This is a genomic window from Cobetia sp. BL01 (assembly GCF_056493605.1).
In genome coordinates, this window is record NZ_JBVBEE010000011.1 from 1 (window position 1) to 18,698 (window position 18,698).

The 18,698-nt window shown below is 62.5% G+C and carries 14 protein-coding genes; 3 read left to right on the forward strand and 11 right to left on the reverse strand.

The annotated features are described in order from the left end of the window. Positions 1 to 451 precede the first annotated feature (451 nt). A complete protein-coding gene (gene pssA / locus ACZYGA_RS15230; protein WP_077373497.1) occupies positions 452 to 1,303 on the reverse strand; it encodes a CDP-diacylglycerol--serine O-phosphatidyltransferase in 852 nt (283 codons plus the stop codon). Positions 1,304 to 1,512: 209 nt separating this feature from the next. Beyond that, entirely contained in the window at positions 1,513 to 2,529 is a 1,017-nt protein-coding gene (gene ilvC, locus ACZYGA_RS15235; RefSeq protein ID WP_043337232.1) for a ketol-acid reductoisomerase, read from the reverse strand. A gap of 320 nt (positions 2,530 to 2,849) precedes the next feature. Between ilvC and ilvY the strand changes: the two genes are divergently transcribed. Further along, on the forward strand, positions 2,850 to 3,779 hold the full coding sequence (gene ilvY / locus ACZYGA_RS15240) for an HTH-type transcriptional activator IlvY (RefSeq protein WP_479399515.1): 930 nt from the start codon (positions 2,850 to 2,852) through the stop codon (positions 3,777 to 3,779). A gap of 114 nt (positions 3,780 to 3,893) precedes the next feature. Here ilvY and ilvN read toward each other — a convergent pair whose 3' ends face one another. From ilvN to rluD, 5 genes are all read right to left on the reverse strand, one after another. Beyond that, positions 3,894 to 4,385 carry an acetolactate synthase small subunit gene (ilvN, locus tag ACZYGA_RS15245; protein WP_043337227.1) on the reverse strand — a complete coding sequence of 164 codons (492 nt, stop codon included), beginning with the start codon at positions 4,383 to 4,385 and terminating at the stop codon, positions 3,894 to 3,896. Continuing rightward, positions 4,385 to 6,109, reverse strand: a complete 1,725-nt coding sequence (locus ACZYGA_RS15250; RefSeq protein ID WP_136939691.1) for an acetolactate synthase 3 large subunit — start codon at positions 6,107 to 6,109, stop codon at positions 4,385 to 4,387. Before ACZYGA_RS15250 ends, ilvN begins: the two co-directional genes overlap by 1 nt. 577 nt (positions 6,110 to 6,686) lie before the next feature. Then, positions 6,687 to 9,323, reverse strand: a complete 2,637-nt coding sequence (clpB, locus tag ACZYGA_RS15255; RefSeq protein ID WP_479399517.1) for an ATP-dependent chaperone ClpB — start codon at positions 9,321 to 9,323, stop codon at positions 6,687 to 6,689. Between the two features lie 327 nt (positions 9,324 to 9,650). Then, a complete protein-coding gene (gene pgeF / locus ACZYGA_RS15260; RefSeq protein ID WP_077373486.1) occupies positions 9,651 to 10,430 on the reverse strand; it encodes a peptidoglycan editing factor PgeF in 780 nt (259 codons plus the stop codon). A 39-nt stretch (positions 10,431 to 10,469) separates the two neighbouring features. Continuing rightward, entirely contained in the window at positions 10,470 to 11,423 is a 954-nt protein-coding gene (gene rluD / locus ACZYGA_RS15265; RefSeq protein ID WP_176494356.1) for a 23S rRNA pseudouridine(1911/1915/1917) synthase RluD, read from the reverse strand. Positions 11,424 to 11,529: 106 nt separating this feature from the next. Here rluD and ACZYGA_RS15270 point away from each other — a divergent pair, with 106 nt between their 5' ends. Beyond that, a complete protein-coding gene (locus tag ACZYGA_RS15270) occupies positions 11,530 to 12,321 on the forward strand; it encodes an outer membrane protein assembly factor BamD (protein WP_103751389.1) in 792 nt (263 codons plus the stop codon). A gap of 151 nt (positions 12,322 to 12,472) precedes the next feature. On the opposite strand, the gene ACZYGA_RS15275 is transcribed toward ACZYGA_RS15270, so the two are convergent. Beyond that, entirely contained in the window at positions 12,473 to 14,107 is a 1,635-nt protein-coding gene (locus ACZYGA_RS15275; RefSeq protein ID WP_084207770.1) for an NAD+ synthase, read from the reverse strand. A gap of 180 nt (positions 14,108 to 14,287) precedes the next feature. Here ACZYGA_RS15275 and ACZYGA_RS15280 point away from each other — a divergent pair, with 180 nt between their 5' ends. Beyond that, positions 14,288 to 14,551, forward strand: a complete 264-nt coding sequence (locus ACZYGA_RS15280) for a PP0621 family protein (protein ID WP_077373474.1) — start codon at positions 14,288 to 14,290, stop codon at positions 14,549 to 14,551. Positions 14,552 to 14,607: 56 nt separating this feature from the next. Here ACZYGA_RS15280 and thiO read toward each other — a convergent pair whose 3' ends face one another. The 3 genes from thiO to ACZYGA_RS15295 form a co-directional block, all read right to left on the reverse strand. Next, on the reverse strand, positions 14,608 to 15,753 hold the full coding sequence (thiO, locus tag ACZYGA_RS15285) for a glycine oxidase ThiO (RefSeq protein WP_084207769.1): 1,146 nt from the start codon (positions 15,751 to 15,753) through the stop codon (positions 14,608 to 14,610). 114 nt (positions 15,754 to 15,867) lie between these two features. After that, positions 15,868 to 16,398, reverse strand: a complete 531-nt coding sequence (locus tag ACZYGA_RS15290; RefSeq protein ID WP_479399518.1) for a type IV pilin protein — start codon at positions 16,396 to 16,398, stop codon at positions 15,868 to 15,870. Positions 16,399 to 16,509: 111 nt separating this feature from the next. After that, a complete protein-coding gene (locus ACZYGA_RS15295; protein WP_479399520.1) occupies positions 16,510 to 18,684 on the reverse strand; it encodes a pilus assembly protein in 2,175 nt (724 codons plus the stop codon). Between the last annotated feature and the right edge of the window lie 14 nt (positions 18,685 to 18,698).

The window sequence follows — 18,698 nt, forward strand, 5'->3', positions numbered from 1 at the left end:
CTGAAAAGTCAAGCACTTGATGATGAGTCAATCGACTGCCTCTAAGCATCATCCAGTGGTGAGGGGCGTTGCCCGATCACCTGTTCCGTAAGGAGTGCGACGTATTCTAGCGAATCGCCCGGGATTGTCAATCGATGATTTGGAAGCGGACTTCAAAAACATCAAACAAAACAACCACCTGCAAACCTCTTTCACCGCTGGTAACGCCATGCGTCCCCGGCAGCGGATGCGTACTTTACGCACGAACCGGGCTGAGGGCAAGGGCTTTTTCCATCGATTGTCATTTCGAGGACATGCGAGCGACACCTATTCTCTCATCACCTCTTCTTGCTCCTTTGGCCTCATCTCGCCGTCGCTTGCTGACACATCTCTTCCTTGGCCAGAAACGCATTCGGCCCCGCCAGAAATGGCGGGGCCGAATATCGATCATCACACCAATGGCAGCTGGCGCTTACTTGTTGCCGCGCAGCTTGCGGCCCAGTGCCATGATCGGGCCACTGGCGACATAGCAACCGAACAGGCCCAGCAGCATCACGGACGGCTCCAGCGAGATGACCACGAAGGCCAGCACGATGGCGAGCAGCGCGACGAAGGGCACCGGCCCCTTGAGGTCGATCTCCTTGAAGCTGTAGTAGCGAATGTTCGACACCATCAGGATACCGGCAGCCGCGACCACGAAGACCATCAGCGACTTGAAGGCGAAGGTCTCGGCGTCGAAGTTGTGCATGGTCCACACACAGCCAGCCACGAGTGCCGCCGCTGCCGGACTGGGCAGGCCGATGAACCACTTCTTGTCGGTGGAGCCTATCTGGACATTGAAGCGCGCCAGGCGCAGCGCCGCACCCGCGACATAGACGAAGGCGGCGATCCAGCCGATCTTGCCGACATCCTGCAGAATCCAGCTGAAGGTGACCAGTGCCGGTGCCACGCCGAAGGACAACATGTCCGCCAGGCTGTCGTACTCCGCACCAAAGGCGCTTTGCGTATTGGTCAGGCGAGCCACACGTCCATCGAGACCATCCAGCACCATCGAGACGAAGATGGCGATGGAGGCATTGGCAAACTCGCCGTTCAGCGCACATACCACAGCGAAGAAGCCAGAGAACAATGCCGACGTGGTGAACAGGTTGGGCAGCAGGTAGATGCCACGCCGACGAACGGGCTTGCCATCCTCGATGGCCTCTTCCACGACTTCGCTGTCGTCGGTGAATTCTTCCACCACCTTGTCCAGCACGGAACTGCTACGGCGGGTCGGTTCTTCGGGGGCATCTTCTGCGCCGGGATGTCGATTTTCGTCAGTCATGGGATTCCTTGCATCATGCCTCGTCGTGGCAGGGTAACCACATTCTACACCTGCCAGTGAGCGCGAATAGTAGTGACACCCTAGCGGCCTCACCGTCGACTGTCACTTCCCTCCCCCATTCGATAGCGCTTATAGAGCAACAACGCAAGCGGGGCGCCCTCCTGATGGAGAGCGCCCCGCTCATTTCACGCCGGATCCAATAGGCAGGATCAGTTGCGTGACTTGTCGACCAGCTGGTTGGCAGTGATCCACGGCATCATGCCGCGCAGCTTCTCACCAGTCTGTTCGATCGGGTGCTCGGCGTTCTGACGACGACGGGCCGTCATGGACGGGTAGTTGGTGTTGCCTTCCTGGATGAACATCTTGGCGTATTCACCGCTCTGGATGCGCTTGAGTGCATTGCGCATGGCGACACGGGACTGCTCGTTGATGACTTCGGTGCCGGTCACGTACTCGCCATACTCCGCATTGTTGGAGATGGAGTAGTTCATGTTGGCGATGCCACCTTCGTACATCAGGTCGACGATCAGCTTGAGCTCGTGCAGACACTCGAAGTAGGCCATTTCCGGTGCGTAGCCGGCTTCGGTCAGGGTCTCGAAGCCCATCTTGACCAGCTCGACCGCGCCACCACACAGGACAGCCTGCTCACCGAACAGATCGGTTTCGGTCTCGTCCTTGAAGGTGGTCTCGATGATGCCGGTACGACCGCCGCCGACGCCTGCCGCGTAGGACAGTGCGATGTCCTTGGCCTGGCCAGTCGCATCCTGGTGGATGGCGATCAGGTCCGGGATACCGCCGCCCTTCACGAACTCGGAACGCACGGTGTGACCCGGTGCCTTCGGCGCGATCATGATGACGTCGAGGTCAGCACGCGGCACGACCTGATTGTAGTGGACGTTGAAGCCGTGAGCGAAGGCCAGGGTCGCGCCCTGCTTCAGGTTCGGTTCCACCTGGTTCTCGTAGATGGCCTTCTGGTTCTCGTCCGGCGCCAGGATCATGACCAGGTCGGCCGCCTTGACCGCTTCCTCGACTTCAGCAACCTTCAGGCCAGCCGCTTCGGCCTTGGCCCAGCTGGAGGAAGAGCGACGCAGGGCTACGGTGACGTCGACGCCGGATTCCTTCAGGTTGTTCGCGTGGGCGTGGCCCTGGGAACCGTAACCGAGGATGACCACTTTCTTGCCCTGGATGAGGGAGAGGTCACAATCCTTGTCGTAATAGAGTTTCATCGTCATTGCTCCTGGCGGCTCACCCCGTCAGCGGGATGGCGTGAGATCTTGAAAGAGTGTCTGTTGTTCTTGCGACCCTTCCCGCGAGGGAAGGGCGTATGTCAGTGTCCAGCGCCGACGGCCATCTATCCTGACCGCTCTGCGTCCCTGGGAGGTCGTGCGCCTTGGATCAAGGTCTGCCGTCCTCCTCCTGCGCGGCGATGAGTCCACCTTACCTGCACCTCGGCATTGCGTAAAATGCTATATTTGCACCATCATATGCCATATAGCGCAACACAAGGCATTTCCCCCTTCAGCACTCATCGACAGCGGACTCCGGCATGGACAATCGTCAACTCAAGCAATTCCTGACCCTCGCCGAAACGCTGCATTTCGGACGCGCCAGCACTGCCCTGCACCTGAGCGCCTCTGCCCTGTCACGTGCCATTCGCGCCATGGAAGAGGAACTGGGCGTCAGCCTGTTCGAGCGCGACAACCGCAGCGTCGCACTGACACCGGCGGGAGAGCGCTTCCGTCGTCATGCTCGCGAACTCCTGAGTCAGTGGGATGACATTCGTCAGTCATTGCTGGAAGACAGCGATGAACTGCGTGGCGAGCTATCCCTGTACTGCTCGGTGACCGCCAGCTACAGCTTCCTGTATGAGATTCTCGCCTCCTTCCGGGCCCGCCATCCGCATGTGGAGCTCAAGCTGCATACCGGGGACCCCGCCGTGGCATTGGAGCGCGTGCTGATGGGCCACGAGGATCTGGCGATCGCCGCACGCCCGGACGTGCTGCCCTCGCGCCTGGCCTTCACCGACTTCGCCGAGTCGCCGCTGCGCTTCATTGCCCCGCGTCGTGATGGCCCCGGCCATCAGCTGGAAGGCATCGGCGGGGCAGACGATTCGGCGGCGGGGGACGACCATATCGACTGGGCGCGCGTCCCGATGATCCTCTCCGAGACCGGCCTGGCGCGCGAGCGCTTCGATGCCTGGTGCCACACTCGTGGCATCAAGCCGCGCCTGTATGCCCAGGTCGCCGGCAACGAGGCCATCGTCAGCATGGTCGGATTGGGCTTCGGGATCGGCGTGGTGCCGCAGATCGTGCTCGACAACTCCCCGCTGGCCGATCAGGTGCGCATCCTCGATGTCGATCCGCCGCTGACCCCCTACAAGGTCGGGCTGTGCGTACAGGAGAAACGTCTTCGACATCCACTGGTACGCGCACTCTGGGAACAGCTGCCCGGCACCCCGCTACGGCCAGAGGAGTGATGATGCAGTGACCCTGCGCCACGGAACATTGCGCTACATGGCCCGCCCCACGCCACAACGAAAACGGCGCCCCGAGGGGCGCCGTTCTTGTATCGCGTTTCCACAATCACCGTCTTACAGGCTCAACACCTTCTCACCGCGGGCGATGCCGGAGACCCCGGTACGTGCCACTTCCAGCACCCCTACCGGCTGCATCGCCGCCAGGAAGGCATCCAGCTTGCCACCGTCACCGGTGATCTGGATGGTGTAGAGGCTCGGCGTGATGTCGACGATCTGGGCACGGAAGATGTCCGCCGTGCGCTTGATCTCGTCACGCTGGGCGCCCAACGCCTTGACCTTGACCAGCATCAGCTCGCGCTCGATGTGGCTGCCCTCGGTGAGATCCACCAGCTTGACCACATCCACCAGCTTGTTGAGGTGCTTGGTGATCTGCTCGATGACGCGATCTTCGCCGACCGTGGTGACGGTCAGACGTGACAGGGTCGCGTCCTCGGTCGGGGCCACGTTGAGGGTCTCGATGTTGAAATTGCGCTGTGAAAACAGGCCGACGACCCGTGACAGCGCGCCCGGTTCGTTTTCCATCAGAATGGAGATGATATGGCGCATCAGGTCCGCTCCGTCTTCGTAAGCAGCATGTCACGCATGGAGCCGAGAGGCACCTGCATCGGATAGACGTGTTCACGCGGGTCGACATAGATGTCGAGGAACACCAGCTCGTCCTTGTTGCGGAAGGCTTCTTCCAGCGCAGGTTCGAGCTCCTCCACCGTGTGCACCTTGATGGCACGGAAGCCATAGGCGCCCGCCAGCTGCACGAAGTCAGGCAGCGACTCCATATAGGAATGCGAGTGACGGGACTTGTAGTTCAGGTCCTGCCACTGACGCACCATGCCCAGCGACTGGTTGTTGAGGTTGATGATCTTGACCCCGATCCCGTACTGCTTACAGGTCGAGAACTCCTGCATCATCATCTGGAAGCTGCCTTCCCCGGTGAACAGCACCACATCGTCATCCGGGTAGGACATCTTGATGCCCATGGCCGCCGGGAAGCCGAAGCCCATGGTGCCCAGACCACCGGAGGTGATCCAGCGGTTGGGGCGCTGGAACTTGTAGTACTGGGCGGCGAACATCTGGTGCTGACCGACATCGGTGGCGACGAAGGCTTCGCCACGCGTCGCACGGTGCACGGCTTCCACCACCTGCTGCGGCTTGAGCGGCTCGCCCGGGGCGGACGGCTCATACAGCTTGCCTTCACGCTCGGCACGCCAGCCATCGATCTGGGACCACCAGGCCTCCAGTGCATCAGGGTTGGCCAGCTCACGCCCCTGCACGAGGCTGATCATCTCGTTGATCACGGCATCGGCCGGACCGACGATCGGCACATCGGCGCGCACGGTCTTGGAGACCGAGCTCGGGTCGATGTCGACGTGGATGATCTTGGCCGTCGGGCAGAACTTCGAGGTGTTGTTGGTCACGCGGTCATCGAAGCGCGCACCGATGCAGATGATCAGATCGGTGTGGTGCATGGCATTGTTCGACTCATAGGAGCCGTGCATGCCGGGCCAGCCCAGACACTGGCGATCGCCCTGCGGATAGGCACCGATGCCCATCAACGAGGTGGTGATCGGGAAGTTCAGACGGCGCACCAGGTCGGTCAGCGCTTCGCTGGCACGACCGGAGACCACGCCACCGCCGGTGAAGAACAGCGGGCGGCGGGCCTTGAGCATCAGCTCGACGGCCTTCTTGATCTGGCCGCTGTGGCCACGGGTGACCGGGCTGTAGGAGCGCATGCGTACCTTCTTGGGGTAGCTGTACTCGTAACGCTCGGTCGGGGCGGTCATGTCCTTCGGGATGTCGATGACGACCGGCCCCGGGCGTCCGCTGGAGGCCAGATAGAAGGCCTTCTTGATGACTTCCGGAATCTCGCTCGGGTGCTTGATCGAGAAGCTGTGCTTCACGATCGGGCGAGTCACACCGACGATGTCGGTTTCCTGGAAGGCGTCTTCACCGATCAGGTGGCTGGCGACCTGACCACACAGCACGACCATGGGAATCGAGTCCATGTAGGCCGTGGCGATACCGGTGACGGCATTGGTCGCGCCGGGGCCTGAGGTGACCAGCACCACGCCCGGCTTGCCGGAAGCGCGTGCGTAGCCATCGGCTGCGTGGGTAGCAGCCTGTTCGTGGCGGACCAGAATGTGCTGGACCTTGTCCTGACGGAACAGGGCGTCATAGATGTGCAGCGCCGCTCCACCGGGATAGCCGTATATATACTCCACGCCCTCGTCATGCAGCGCGCGGGCGATCATGTCAGCGCCGGAAAGCAATTCCACTTGGTTGTTCTCCCCTGGAGGTCTCGAGTGCGTCCGGCAGCAATACGCAAGCCGGATCGAGTGCGACCTGAATGTCGCTACCGCAACAGTTGCGGCACCTGATGCCAAACCCTGGCGTCTGCGGCCCGGTTAGGGCCTGCACTCTTGTCGCATCGGTTGGATGCGGTCGGGGCTGATGGCCGATCGGTACGGTTGGCGTACCCTGATCGGCATATCCTTCGACAGGCGGACAGCGACTCAGCGTCTGTCCTTCACGTGGCGCTTCGAGGGTCGCCCGAATGGCCACGCCCGCAATCAGGAATGGTCAAGAGTCCAACAGCCGCAAGGGGCTGTCAACTCAACCTTACGCCAGTGTGCGCCGCCTACGCCAAATGCCACACCGATAACGGGAAATCCGGCCATATGCGTGCGTAAAACCTCAAAGATGGCATTTAATTCGCAATTTTCTGCCTCGTGATTTTCAGCATCCCTGCCGCCGGGTTGTCATTTTGCGCCCAGACGACAGACACGAAAACGCCCCACCGCAAGCGGAAGACAGACTTCCGTCACGGTGGGGCGTCACTCACGGGCGCGCGATTCAGCGCGTGAAGGTCAGCTCTCCGCCCTCTTCGCCGACCTGGATCACGTCACCGGGCACGAATTCACCGCCCAGCAGCGCCTGGGCCAGCGGGTTCTCGATACGGCTCTGGATGGCGCGCTTGAGCGGACGCGCACCGTAGACCGGATCGAAGCCTGCCTTGGCCAGCAGCGCCATCGCGGCATCGGTGATCTCGAAGCCGAGATCGCGTTCGGCCAGCCGCGCCTTGAGCCGCTCGAGCTGAATGCCGGCGATGGAGGCGATCTGCGCCTGCCCCAACGCGTGGAAGACCACCACTTCATCGATGCGGTTGATCAGCTCCGGCCGGAAGTGATTGCCCACGACTTCCATCACCGCCGTCTTCATGTCGTCGTACTGGAAGGCCGCCTTGCGATCGACACTCTCTTGCGTGTCTTCCTCGTCCGCCAGCTCGCCATTGAGACCGCTCATGCGCTGGATCATCTCGGACCCCAGATTCGAGGTCATCACGATCACGGTATTGCGGAAGTCGACGGTACGCCCCTGCCCATCGGTCAGGCGGCCATCTTCCAATACCTGCAGCAGGATGTTGAAGACATCCGGATGCGCCTTCTCGACCTCATCGAGCAACAGCACGGAGTACGGCTTGCGACGTACCGCCTCGGTAAGATAGCCACCCTCTTCATAACCGACATAGCCGGGAGGCGCGCCGATCAGACGAGCCACCGAGTGCTTCTCCATGAACTCGGACATGTCGATGCGCACCATCGCCTCTTCGGTATCGAACAGGAAGCTGGCCAGCGACTTGCAGAGCTCCGTCTTGCCGACCCCGGTCGGGCCGAGGAACAGGAAGGAGCCGTTGGGGCGATTCGGGTCCGACAGCCCGGCGCGTGAGCGACGCACCGCATTGGCCACCGCGATCACCGCCTCGTCCTGACCGATCACCTTCTCGTGCAGCGCCTCTTCCATGCGCAGCAGCTTGTCGCGCTCGCCTTCGAGCATCTTGGAGACCGGAATGCCGGTCCAGCGCGAGACGACCTCGGCAATCTCCTCCTCGGTGACATTGGAGCGCAGCAGCACGTGGGCGGAGGTATCCGCCTCGCCTTCGCCGGCTTCGCTGATCTGCTTCTCGAGCCCCGGAATCACGCCGTACTGCAGTTCCGACATGCGGCTGAGGTCGCCGGCACGCCGCGCCTGTTCCAGATCGATGCGCGCCTGTTCCAGTTCGGCCTTGAACTGCGCTGCCCCCTGGATACTGGCCTTCTCGGCCTTCCAGACCTCATCGAGATCGGCATATTCGCGTTCCAGCTCCTCGATCTGGTCCTCAAGCGCGCCGAGACGCTTGAGTGCCGCTTCGTCGGTCTCCTTCTTGAGGGCTTCACGCTCCATCTTGAGCTGGATCAGACGGCGGTCGAGACGGTCCATCTCCTCCGGCTTGGAGTCCAGCTCCATGCGGATGCGTGACGCGGCTTCATCGATCAGGTCGATCGCCTTGTCCGGCAGCTGACGGTCCGTGATGTAGCGCGATGAGAGGCGCGCGGCCGCAATGATCGCACTGTCAGTGATATCCACCCCATGGTGCACCTCGTAGCGTTCCTTCAAGCCACGCAGGATGGCGATGGTGTCCTCCTCGCTGGGCTGATCCACCTGCACCTTCTGGAAACGACGCTCCAGCGCGGCATCCTTCTCGATGTACTGGCGATACTCGTCAAGCGTGGTGGCACCGACACAGTGCAGCTCGCCACGCGCCAGCGCCGGCTTGAGCATGTTGCCGGCATCCATCGCGCCCTCGGCCTTGCCCGCGCCGACCATGGTGTGCAGCTCATCGATGAACAGGATGACTTGGCCTTCTTCCTGCGACAGCTCCTTGAGGACGGACTTGAGGCGCTCCTCGAACTCACCGCGGAACTTGGCCCCCGCCAGCAGCGAGCCCATGTCGAGAGACAGCACACGCTTGTTCTTGAGGCCTTCCGGCACCTCGCCATTGACGATACGGCTGGCCAGCCCCTCGACGATGGCGGTCTTGCCGACACCGGGCTCACCGATCAACACCGGGTTGTTCTTGGTGCGACGCTGAAGGACCTGAATCGTGCGACGAATCTCCTCGTCACGCCCGATCACCGGGTCGAGCTTGCCGTCGCGCGCACGCTGGGTGAGGTCCATCGTGTACTTGTTGAGTGCCTCGCGATTGTTCTCGGCGTCGGCATCTCCCACCGCCTCGCCACCGCGCAGTGCATCGATGGCGGAGGTCAGGGCGGGCTTCTTGATGCCCGAGGAGGTGAACAACTTGCCGAGATCACCGCCCAGCTCCAGCGCGGCCAGCAGCGCGAGCTCGGAGGCGATGTATTGATCGCCGCGCTTCTGGGCTTCGCGGTCGGCCAGATTCAGAAGCTTGCCGAGCGCCTGGGAAGGCGCGACATTGCCGTCGAACTGGGACACGGTGGGCAGGTCATCCAGTTGACGCTTGAGCCCGCTCATCAAGCTGGTGGCATCGCCGCCCGCCTTGTTGACCAACGCCTTGAGACCGCCATCGCGGTCCTCCAGCAGGGCCAGCAGCAGATGCTGGGGATGGATTTCATTGTGGCCTCGCCCGACGGCGAGCGACTGGGCATCCGCAAGCGCGTTCTGCAGCTTGCTGGTGAGTTTGTCGATGCGCATGGTGCCTTCTCCTGAGAGTCATGGCGGTACTCCTCTTCTCAGGAGCTTCGCCTGTAACATTTCGTATCTAACCCTAGAGATGGGGGGCTGGGGGGTCGCTTTCAAGGCGTGATTTGCGGCAACGCAGCATGTTGTCCGCGAAGCATGATCCAGATCAGGTTCCCCTGCAGCAGGTTGGCCCTCAGCGCCTGAAGATGTCGCCAGGGGCTTTCGCTCGACACGGAAAAGCGCCCCGCCAACCTGAGCGATAAGGTCAACGGGGCGCTTTTGTCTTTCGGCTTGCCGAGCGTCGGTGCATCGCGGCGGCCAGGTCTCCACTTCATGCTATCAGCGCAGCCAGATCACCGTGGCCATTCGCCCCGTCACGCCATCATCACGGCGATGGGAGTAGAAGCGCGATTCCGAGGCAGTGCAGAAGTGACCGCCACTGACATGGCCGACCCCCGCACGCTCCAGCCGCAGGCGAGCCAGCTTGTAGAGGTCGCCCATATAGTGGCCCAGCCGATAGGGGCTGGATTCGAAGGCGTCGTCGGCCTCGGGGAGATCCGCGATGAAGGCGTCACGCACCTCGGGGCCGACCTCGAACTGGGCATTGGAGATCGCCGGGCCCAGCCAGGCCATCAGCTCCCCCGGGTCATCTCCAAGACGGGCGACAGTGGCTTCCAGCACACCCTCGACCAATCCGCGCCAGCCCGCATGCGCCACGCCGACTCGCGTCCCCTGACGATCACAGAACAGCACCGGCAGGCAGTCCGCCGTCATCACCACGCAGGCCTGCCCCGTACCGGTACTGATGCAGGCGTCAGCACGTGGTGGCACCGCCTCATGGCGCTCATCGGCGTGACAGACGTCAAAGGCATCCACCACCTGAGTCCCATGCACCTGATCCAGCCACGCCAGCGGACGACCATCATCGACCTCCGCCGCGAGCAGGTCACGCACCCGCGCGACCATCGCCGGATCATCCCCGACATGCCGCGCCGGATTGAAGCCAGCGTATGGCCCCTGACTCGGGCCACTCTCACGCGTGGTCACGAAGGCCTGCACCGGACTGGGTGCTGGCCAGTCCGGCAGAATCAGGGTCGGGCGTAGACTGTCGTCGTGCATAACCTCTCCTGGCGCGATGGGATACGCGAACCGAGCCCCTCAGCGGGCGATGTCTTCCTTGAGATAGTCGATCAAGACCAGCATGTCACCCGGCATCTCGGCGCGGAATTCGACTTCCTTGCCCGAGATCGGGTGGATGAAGGCGAGGCGACGGGCATGCAGCGCCTGACGCGGGAACTGACGCAGCAGCTCCTTGAGCGGGTCACTGGCCCCCGGCGGAAGCTTCAGACGGCCTCCGTAGACCGGGTCCCCGATCAGTGGATAGCGCTGGTGCGCCATGTGCACACGGATCTGGTGGGTACGCCCGGTTTCCAGCTTGCAGCGGATATGGGTATGGCCCCGGAAGCGCTCCACCACGCGAAAATGCGTGATCGCCATCTTGCCGCTATGGGTCACGGCCTGACGCTTGCGATCCTTGGGGTGACGCCCGATGGGCGCATCCACGGTACCGCCCGCCGTCAGCACACCGGTCACGACGGCATCGTACTCGCGAGACACGGTACGCGCCTGCAGCTGCTCGACCAGGTCCGCCTGGGCGGTCAGCGACTTGGCGACCACCATCAGGCCACTGGTGTCCTTGTCGAGACGATGCACGATCCCGGCACGCGGCAGCATGGCATTGCCCGGACAATGGTGCAGGATGGCATTGAGCAGCGTGCCATCCGGATTGCCGGCCCCCGGGTGCACGACCATGCCGTGCTCCTTGTTGATGACCAGCACGTCGTCATCCTCGAAGACGATCTCGAGCTCGATGTCCTCGGGGCCATGACTGACTTCTTCTTCAAGCTCGGCGGTCAGGGCCAGACGTTCACCGCCATAGACCTTCTCGCGGGGTTTGACGGCGGCACCGTCGAGGGTCAAGGCACCGGTCTTGATCCAGTGCTTGAGGCGCTCGCGGGAATAGTCGGAGAAGATCTCGGCGCAGGCCTGATCAAGGCGCATGCCAATCATCGCCTCCGGGATCCGCTCTTCGCGGTTGATGGTGTCTGCCATATTGCTCTCTGAGGCCGTTTCGCAGGAAAGGGCCTTTGCTTTATAGTGAGTGCGGATCGGCGGATTCTAGCATGCCCGCCATGGATTGCCCGAGATGAGGAAACCGATGCGCGCCCTTCCCTTGACTGCCTTCGCCCTGGCCAGCACCTTGCTGGTCGGCTGTGCGTCCAACGAGCCGGCACCGGATCTTCAGGAGCAGGAGCTGTACCGTCAGGCTCAGGTTTCCCTGGATACCAGCCGCTTCAACTCCGCCGTGCAACAACTTGAAGCACTGGATACTCGCTTCCCGTTCGGCAGCTATGCCGAACAGTCGCAGCTGGAGCTGATCTACGCCTACTACCAGGTGGACAACTGGGAAGCCGCACGCGCGGCGGCCAGCCGCTTCATTCGGCTGCACCCGGACCACCCGCAGGTTGATTATGCCTACTACATGCGTGGACTGGCAGCCTATAGTGCAGGGCGCTTCAGCCTGGAATCGCTGGACCTGATCGACATCTCCAAGCGGGATCTCGGTGCGACGCGGGACGCCTACGTCGACTTCGGCGAACTGGTGCGCCGCTTCCCCAACAGCACCTACGCCGCAGATTCGCGTCAGCGCATCATCTATCTGCGCAACGTACTCGCGCGTGGCGAGCTGCAGACAGCGGATTTCTATCTGCGCAAGCAGGCCTATCTGGCCGCCGTGAAGCGTGGTGAGTGGGTGATCGAGCACTACCCTAACACTCCTGCCACTCGCGATGCGCTGGCCGTGATGGTCGAAGGCTATCTGGGCCTCGGTCTGCGCGACCGCGCCAGCGAGACGCTCAAGGTGCTGATCCAGAATGATCCGGACAACAAGCGTCTGGATGGCCGTACCTTCGAGCCGCGCTACGTGAAGGCGGATGACCTGACCGTCTGACGATCAGGCTTCCCGCCTCACCATCGAAAAGCCCGTGATCACCGATCACGGGCTTTTTTCATGCGAGTGTCGACTCAGCACCGCTGCATCCGAGCGTCATCGGCATCTTGCGCAAAGAATTCGCAATCCCTGACACCGGACATGAGTTACCTCAATCGCCGGCTGCCCAGCCATTGACGATCGGGTAGCGACGGTCACGCCCGAAGCCACGCGGCGTGACACGCACGCCAACCGGTGCCTGACGGCGCTTGTACTCACAGCGGTCGACGAGACGCACCACACGATAGACATCCTCTTCCTCGAAACCGGCACGGATGATCGCCTCGGCACTCATGTCACCCTCGATGTAATGGGTGAGAATCGCATCCAGGGTGTCGTAGTCCGGCAGCGAGTCGCTGTCGAGCTGGTCTTCGGCGAGCTCCGCGGACGGCGGACGCGTGATGACACGCTCCGGAATCGCCGGGCCCATGGTGTTGCGCCAGTTGGCGAGACGGAATACCCAGGTCTTGTAGACGTCCTTGAGCGCATTGTAGCCACCGACCATGTCGCCATAGAGCGTGGCGTAACCCACCGCCATCTCGCTCTTGTTGCCAGTGGTCAGCACCATCAGGCCCTTCTTGTTGGAGATGGCCATCAGCAGCACGCCACGACAGCGTGACTGCAGGTTCTCCTCGGTGGTGTCGCGCTCACTGCCGGCAAAGCTCTCCGCCAGTGTCTCGGTGAAGGCCTCAACCATCGGCGCGATGGGCATCACCTCGTAATTCACGCCCAGCAGTGTCGCCTGCTCGGCAGCGTCTTCCCTGGAGATGTCCGCGGTGTAGTGGTACGGCATCATCACCGCATGCACGCGGTCCGCGCCCAGCGCATCGACGGCAATCGCCAGCGACAGGCCGGAGTCGATGCCACCAGAGAGACCCAGCACCACGCCCTTGAAGCCGCTCTTGTTGACGTAGTCACGCAGGCCGGTGACCAGTGCACAGTAGAGCGACTCTTCCGGTGACAGCAGCTCGGCGATCTCGCCGCTCTGCGGCGCCCAGCTACCGCCTTCCTCCTTGAGGAACTGCACCGGCATCAGGCCGACATCCCACCAGGGTGCCTGCACGCAGGTATTGCCCTCGGCATCGATGGCGGCGGAGCCACCATCGAAGACCAGCTCGTCCTGGCCACCGATCTGATTGACGTAGACCAGCGGACACTTCACTTCGGCCGCCCGCTGAGCGAACAGATGATTGCGCTCGGCCGGCTTCTCCAGATGATAGGGCGAGGCATTGAGGCTGACGAGAATGTCCGCGCCGGCATCCCGCGCCTGACGAACGGGCGCGCCATCCCACAGGTCTTCACAGATGACGATGCCCAGACGGGCGCCGCGGCATTCCACCACGCAGGCCTCGGAGCCCGGCGTGAAGTAACGCTGCTCATCGAAGACCTGATAATTGGGCAAGGCCTGCTTGGCATACTCGGCGATCCACTCGCCATCCTTGAGCACGCCGGCCAGATTGTAGCGCTTGCCGTCACGCATGCCGGGGTAGCCGACGATGACCATCACGCCGCGCGCGACCTTGCTGGCCATCCGCGCGCGCGCCTCGTCGAGTCGTGCCTCCATGGATTCGCGCAGCAACAGGTCTTCCGGCGGGTAGCCGGTCAGACACAGCTCGGGCAGCACGACGACGTCGGCCTTGTGCTCGAGACTCGCTTCACGGACGGCTTCGATGGCACGCTCGGTATTGCCGGGGATATCACCGACCAGCGGGTCGAGCTGGGCCATCACCAGAGTCAGATCTTGCATGCGGTAAGGATCTCTCGATTGGCGGTTCGATAAGGGGCCAGTACACTGTGGCCAGACATCTGGCTCAGACTGCTGAGCCGTGCACCGGCTCATCAGTCTCATGATGGCCGCCATTGTCCCGCAAGGTCGCGCCGCTGGCAAAAAGCCACGCGCGCCGCCTCATCTGGGAGTCATATAGGAATGAGCCTGTTGATCATCCGTCTGCTGGTATTCGTCGTCCTGTTCTGGGCAGGCCTGCGCCTCTATCGCATGTATCGCCAATGGAAGCTGAGCCAGGACAACCACGATGACGGCCAGCCTGCCGAGCGCGAGGCCCAGAACATGGTGCGCTGCGCCTACTGCGATCTGCATCTGCCGGAAAATGACGCCATCCGCCATGAAGCGCTGCACTTCTGCTGTCAGGAGCACCAGCAGCATTTCCTCGACGAGGGGCCACGCAAGTAACGCGCTGTCTTCCCCCTCGAGACGAAGGCTCGAGGGGGAAGACACCATGACGATGCTCAGGCCCAGCGCGTCGCGTCTGGCTGGGACGAGGCTTCCAGCGTGGCGATCTCGCCCAGCAAGGTCTCGGGCTGGTAGGGGGTGGGGTCGATGATAGGCGTACGCCCCAGCAACTGGTCCGCCAGCAGGCGGGTCGAGGCCGGCGCCAGTACCAGGCCATTGCGATAGTGACCGGCATTGACGTGCAGGTGGCGGCGTTCGGGCACGGCACCGATGAACGGCGTGCCGGTCGGCGAACCGGGACGCAGCCCCGCCCAGTGATGCTCGACCTCACACTCGGCCAGCGCCGGGATGATCTCGCAGGCGCTCTTGATCAGCGACTCACGCGCCTCAAGGGTGGTCGCCTTGTCGAAGCCGACCTCCTCCAGCGTGGAACCCGCCACGATGCGCCCATCGGCACGTGGAATCACGTAGCGTCCATTCTTGAGTACCACGCGCTCCACCAGCCCCTTGGGTGCCTTGAACAGCACCATCTGGCCGCGTACCGGCCGCACCGGCAGCGCCAGCCCCGCCTCACTCAATATCTCGCGACTCCAGGCACCCCCACAGACCACGACCTGCCCGGCGGACAGCACTGAATTGGCGGTCTGCACGCCGATGGCGGTATCGTCCTGCAGCAGAATGCCCTGCACCGCGACATTCTCGAGCAGACGTACGCGCGGGTGGGCATCGAGAGCGGCGCGCAGTGACTTGCCCAGGCGCGGATTGCGGATGCTGCCCAGCGTCGGCATCCACAGCGCCGATTCGCAACCGGGCGCGACGGCCGGTGCCTTGTCGTAAAGAAAGTCAGCCTCCACGCGCGTCAGCGGCTTGGTGTATTCCTCGGACCAGCTCAGTGCCTGCTCGGCATCCTCGACATTCAGGTACAGCAGACCCTGCTGGCGATATTCGGGGTCGATGCCGGTGGTCTCGATCAGGCGCTCGGCCAACGTGGGGTAGAAACCTTCCGACCAGGCAGACAGGCGTGAGATCGGCGCACTATAACGCCACGGATACAACGGCGAGACGATACCGCCGCCCGCCCAGGATGCCTCGCGCCCACACTGGCCCCGCTCGACCAGCGTGACCTCGGCACCGCCATCCGCCAGTTCCAGCGCAGTCAGCATGCCGATCACGCCACCGCCTACCACCACAAAGTCATTCACGCCTGTTCGCTCCTGCCTCAAGACCGGGAAAGGCTTCCAGAATACGCCGCCCGCAAGGCGGTGCAAGCGAGCCGCGCGCAATCCAGCATCGCGCCGAGGCCGCTCTCGCCACTGCTACCAGCAATCGCCATCGCCGGTCGTGTCGCGGATGCCGGTATTGGTGAGGGTCAGCGCAGGGCAATCGCTATCGGCGCTCTGAGGCGCCACCGCAGTCGCGATCAGCGTGAAGCGGGTCGTCGTGGCGCCATCCTCCAAGCTCAGGGCGTAATAGCCTTCCGGCGACTCGGTGGCGCGCCCCAGTCCCTCCTCGTCACAATCGCTGTCACCGGCGATGCTGGTCGCGTAGCCACCGCAACGCGCCATGTAGCGCTCCTGAGCCTGGGCCAATGACATCAGTGCCGCCTGCCCATCGGCACGACGTGAGCGGATTACCTGATCCTGATAGCTCGGGTAGGCGATCGCCGCGAGGATGCCGACGATGACGACCACGATCATGATTTCCGTCAACGTGAAACCGCGGGCGTACCTGCGGTGAGACAGCGCATTGCGAGACAGAGCACTGCGAGACAGAGTACTGCGGGACAGAGCACTGCGAGACAGGGCGCCGCGGGGCAGGCTAGCGCCTAGAGAGAGAAAGCTGGCCATGAAGATCTTCCTTGAAAGGCGGACTTGAAGGTACTGCTGGGAAGTGAAGGTGCCGCCACACTCTGAGAGAGCGTGACGGCGTCGGGGGCATGCATCACAGATGCAATGCGATCAGCGCAGTTGATACCAGGAAACACGACCGGTATCCGTCGAGCTGGACACGTTCAGGTCGTAGGATGAGACGGTGCCTTCTACCGTTCCCAATGAGCTGCTACCCACATAGACCGTATTGCCGACACTGACGCTGGACGTCGGCGTACCGCTCAGTTTCACGCTGACGACCACATTGCCGACGGCGACGGTGTTGTCGATGATGGTGCCGACCAGATCATCGGCGCTGAAGGCTTCATCCTGATTGAAATCGAAGATGGTCACATAGCTGCCTTCGCTGTCGTCGTAGGTCGGCAACCCTGTCTCGGTATCCAGCGCGACCAGCCAGCCGCCCCCGGTGCTTTCACAGAAGTTGGTCCCCGTGCTGGAGGTGCTGGTAGAGAAGACCACCAGGTTGGAGAGCAGGTTGGCCGGCTCGACCAGCTCTTCCTGCTCGGAGGCATCCAGATCCAGATACCAGCCGAAGCGATCGCTGTCCTGATCTTCCAGCTGGCTGGGGTAATAGCTGAAGCTGTCGCCACCGAGAGTCCGTCCAGTCAGCTCCCCGTTGGTGTAGCTGCCACTGACGAAAGTCCGCTCCTCGAGGTTGCTGCGCATCAAGCTGGTGTGACTGCCACCGGCATCCAGCACGGTGTAGAGGCTCTGGGTGACCCAGGCCTCGTCCTCGGCATCAGCGTACATGTCCTGCCCTGTTCCGAAGGACACCAGCAGGTTGGGCGAAGACATGGTCTGGGTGCCTCCGGAGTAGCGACTCAGCGTCGGTTTGACCGTGATCGGTTGCAGCGCATCCGTCTGGCACTCCCCGCCAGTCAGGCTGGTAGCACAGGCCGTGAACAGCCGCGTGACACTCCACTTGCTGCTGTCGTCATCACTGAGATCGAACTTCCACAACCGCCCCTGAAGATCCCCCCCATAGGCAAAATCGACGGTGCCATTGCTGTCGATATCAGCAACCTGCAGATTGGCCAGGCCGCCGGTCACCCCACTGGGGGACAGCTTGGCGATCACGCCGCCGGCATTGACTCCATCGAGCTCCAGCGCGAACAACGTCGGCGCGGCGTTCTCATCGGCCGTTTCCAGGCCATTGCCGACCAGCACCGCACTGTCACCATTGTTCAGTGACACGATATGCGCACTGCCGAAGACATGCCCCATGTCATCATCGTCGCTTGAGCCGAATTCCCAGCGCACTACATCATCTTCATCGAAGTCTTCACCCGCCACGGCCTTGGTGACATTGAGCGCGAACAGGCCGCGTCCACCGCCCGCCAGACCGGATACCAGCCACTCCTCGCCATCCAGACTGGCGATACGCACTTCACCATCGACATAATAGCGATGCTGATAGCCCGGGTCGGTCAGATAGCCCAGCCCTGCGTCGTCCTCTTCGCTATAGAGCAGCTCCGGAATGTAGGCGAACTGCTCGCTACCGGTATTGAGGTCGAAGGCGTGCAGCATGCCGTCGTTGGCCCCGACGAAGACACTGCCCTGTGTCGTCGAGTCCTCACGTGTCACGACGACTGGCGATGAGCCGATGATGTCGCCCAGCTGCACGCCAGTGCGATTGCGCAGACCATCGCCCTCATATTCATCACTGCCCCGCAACCACTCGATCGCTGCCTTCACATGGTCATCGGTAGAGTTGCCACCGACCTCCATGCGCGCGAGATCGTTGCGCTGGCTCGAACTCAGCCGGCCCGCGTTGTCGGTCGTGAACTCGACGCCGTTCCCCCCGGACATGGTGAAGACCGTACGTGACTCGAGGCCATCCTCCTCTGCCAATGCCTCACTCAGCTGGGTGGCAGCACTCCAGAGCTGGTCTTCATCCTCGACATCCTTGCCCTCCTGTACCGAGGAGGCCACTACATCTCCCGTCCAGGTCGAGGCGGAATAGCGGCTCTCGACCAGTCGGCTGTCCGTCTCGACACTGGCCGTCGTCAGATTGGTAGATAGGCCGCTGACACTGTTGCCTACCGCGACGATCTCGGAGGCGATCGCCGCCAGCGCCGAGACGAGATCCGTCGGGCTGGAGGCATTGAAGTAGGAGCCCCCGCCATCGATGGCGGCCTGTTCCAGATCATCGATGGTGCTGGAGCTGCTCTCCAGAACACGTTTTTTATCACTCCATTCATCGCTGTCTGAATCAACTCCAAATGCGACAGTGTAGGTCGTCATTATTTGATTTTCAT

What these genes read in the sequence shown, in the direction of transcription:
- pssA (WP_077373497.1), bottom strand. Translation starts at nt 1,303, where the DNA reads ATGACTGACGAAAATCGACATCCCGGCGCAGAAGATGCCCCCGAAGAA.
- ilvC (WP_043337232.1), bottom strand. Translation starts at nt 2,529, where the DNA reads ATGAAACTCTATTACGACAAGGATTGTGACCTCTCCCTCATCCAGGGC.
- ilvY (WP_479399515.1), top strand. Translation starts at nt 2,850, where the DNA reads ATGGACAATCGTCAACTCAAGCAATTCCTGACCCTCGCCGAAACGCTG.
- ilvN (WP_043337227.1), bottom strand. Translation starts at nt 4,385, where the DNA reads ATGCGCCATATCATCTCCATTCTGATGGAAAACGAACCGGGCGCGCTG.
- clpB (WP_479399517.1), bottom strand. Translation starts at nt 9,323, where the DNA reads ATGCGCATCGACAAACTCACCAGCAAGCTGCAGAACGCGCTTGCGGAT.
- pgeF (WP_077373486.1), bottom strand. Translation starts at nt 10,430, where the DNA reads ATGCACGACGACAGTCTACGCCCGACCCTGATTCTGCCGGACTGGCCA.
- rluD (WP_176494356.1), bottom strand. Translation starts at nt 11,423, where the DNA reads ATGGCAGACACCATCAACCGCGAAGAGCGGATCCCGGAGGCGATGATT.
- ACZYGA_RS15270 (WP_103751389.1), top strand. Translation starts at nt 11,530, where the DNA reads ATGCGCGCCCTTCCCTTGACTGCCTTCGCCCTGGCCAGCACCTTGCTG.
- ACZYGA_RS15275 (WP_084207770.1), bottom strand. Translation starts at nt 14,107, where the DNA reads ATGCAAGATCTGACTCTGGTGATGGCCCAGCTCGACCCGCTGGTCGGT.
- ACZYGA_RS15280 (WP_077373474.1), top strand. Translation starts at nt 14,288, where the DNA reads ATGAGCCTGTTGATCATCCGTCTGCTGGTATTCGTCGTCCTGTTCTGG.
- ACZYGA_RS15290 (WP_479399518.1), bottom strand. Translation starts at nt 16,398, where the DNA reads ATGGCCAGCTTTCTCTCTCTAGGCGCTAGCCTGCCCCGCGGCGCCCTG.
- ACZYGA_RS15295 (WP_479399520.1), bottom strand. Translation starts at nt 18,684, where the DNA reads ATGACGACCTACACTGTCGCATTTGGAGTTGATTCAGACAGCGATGAA.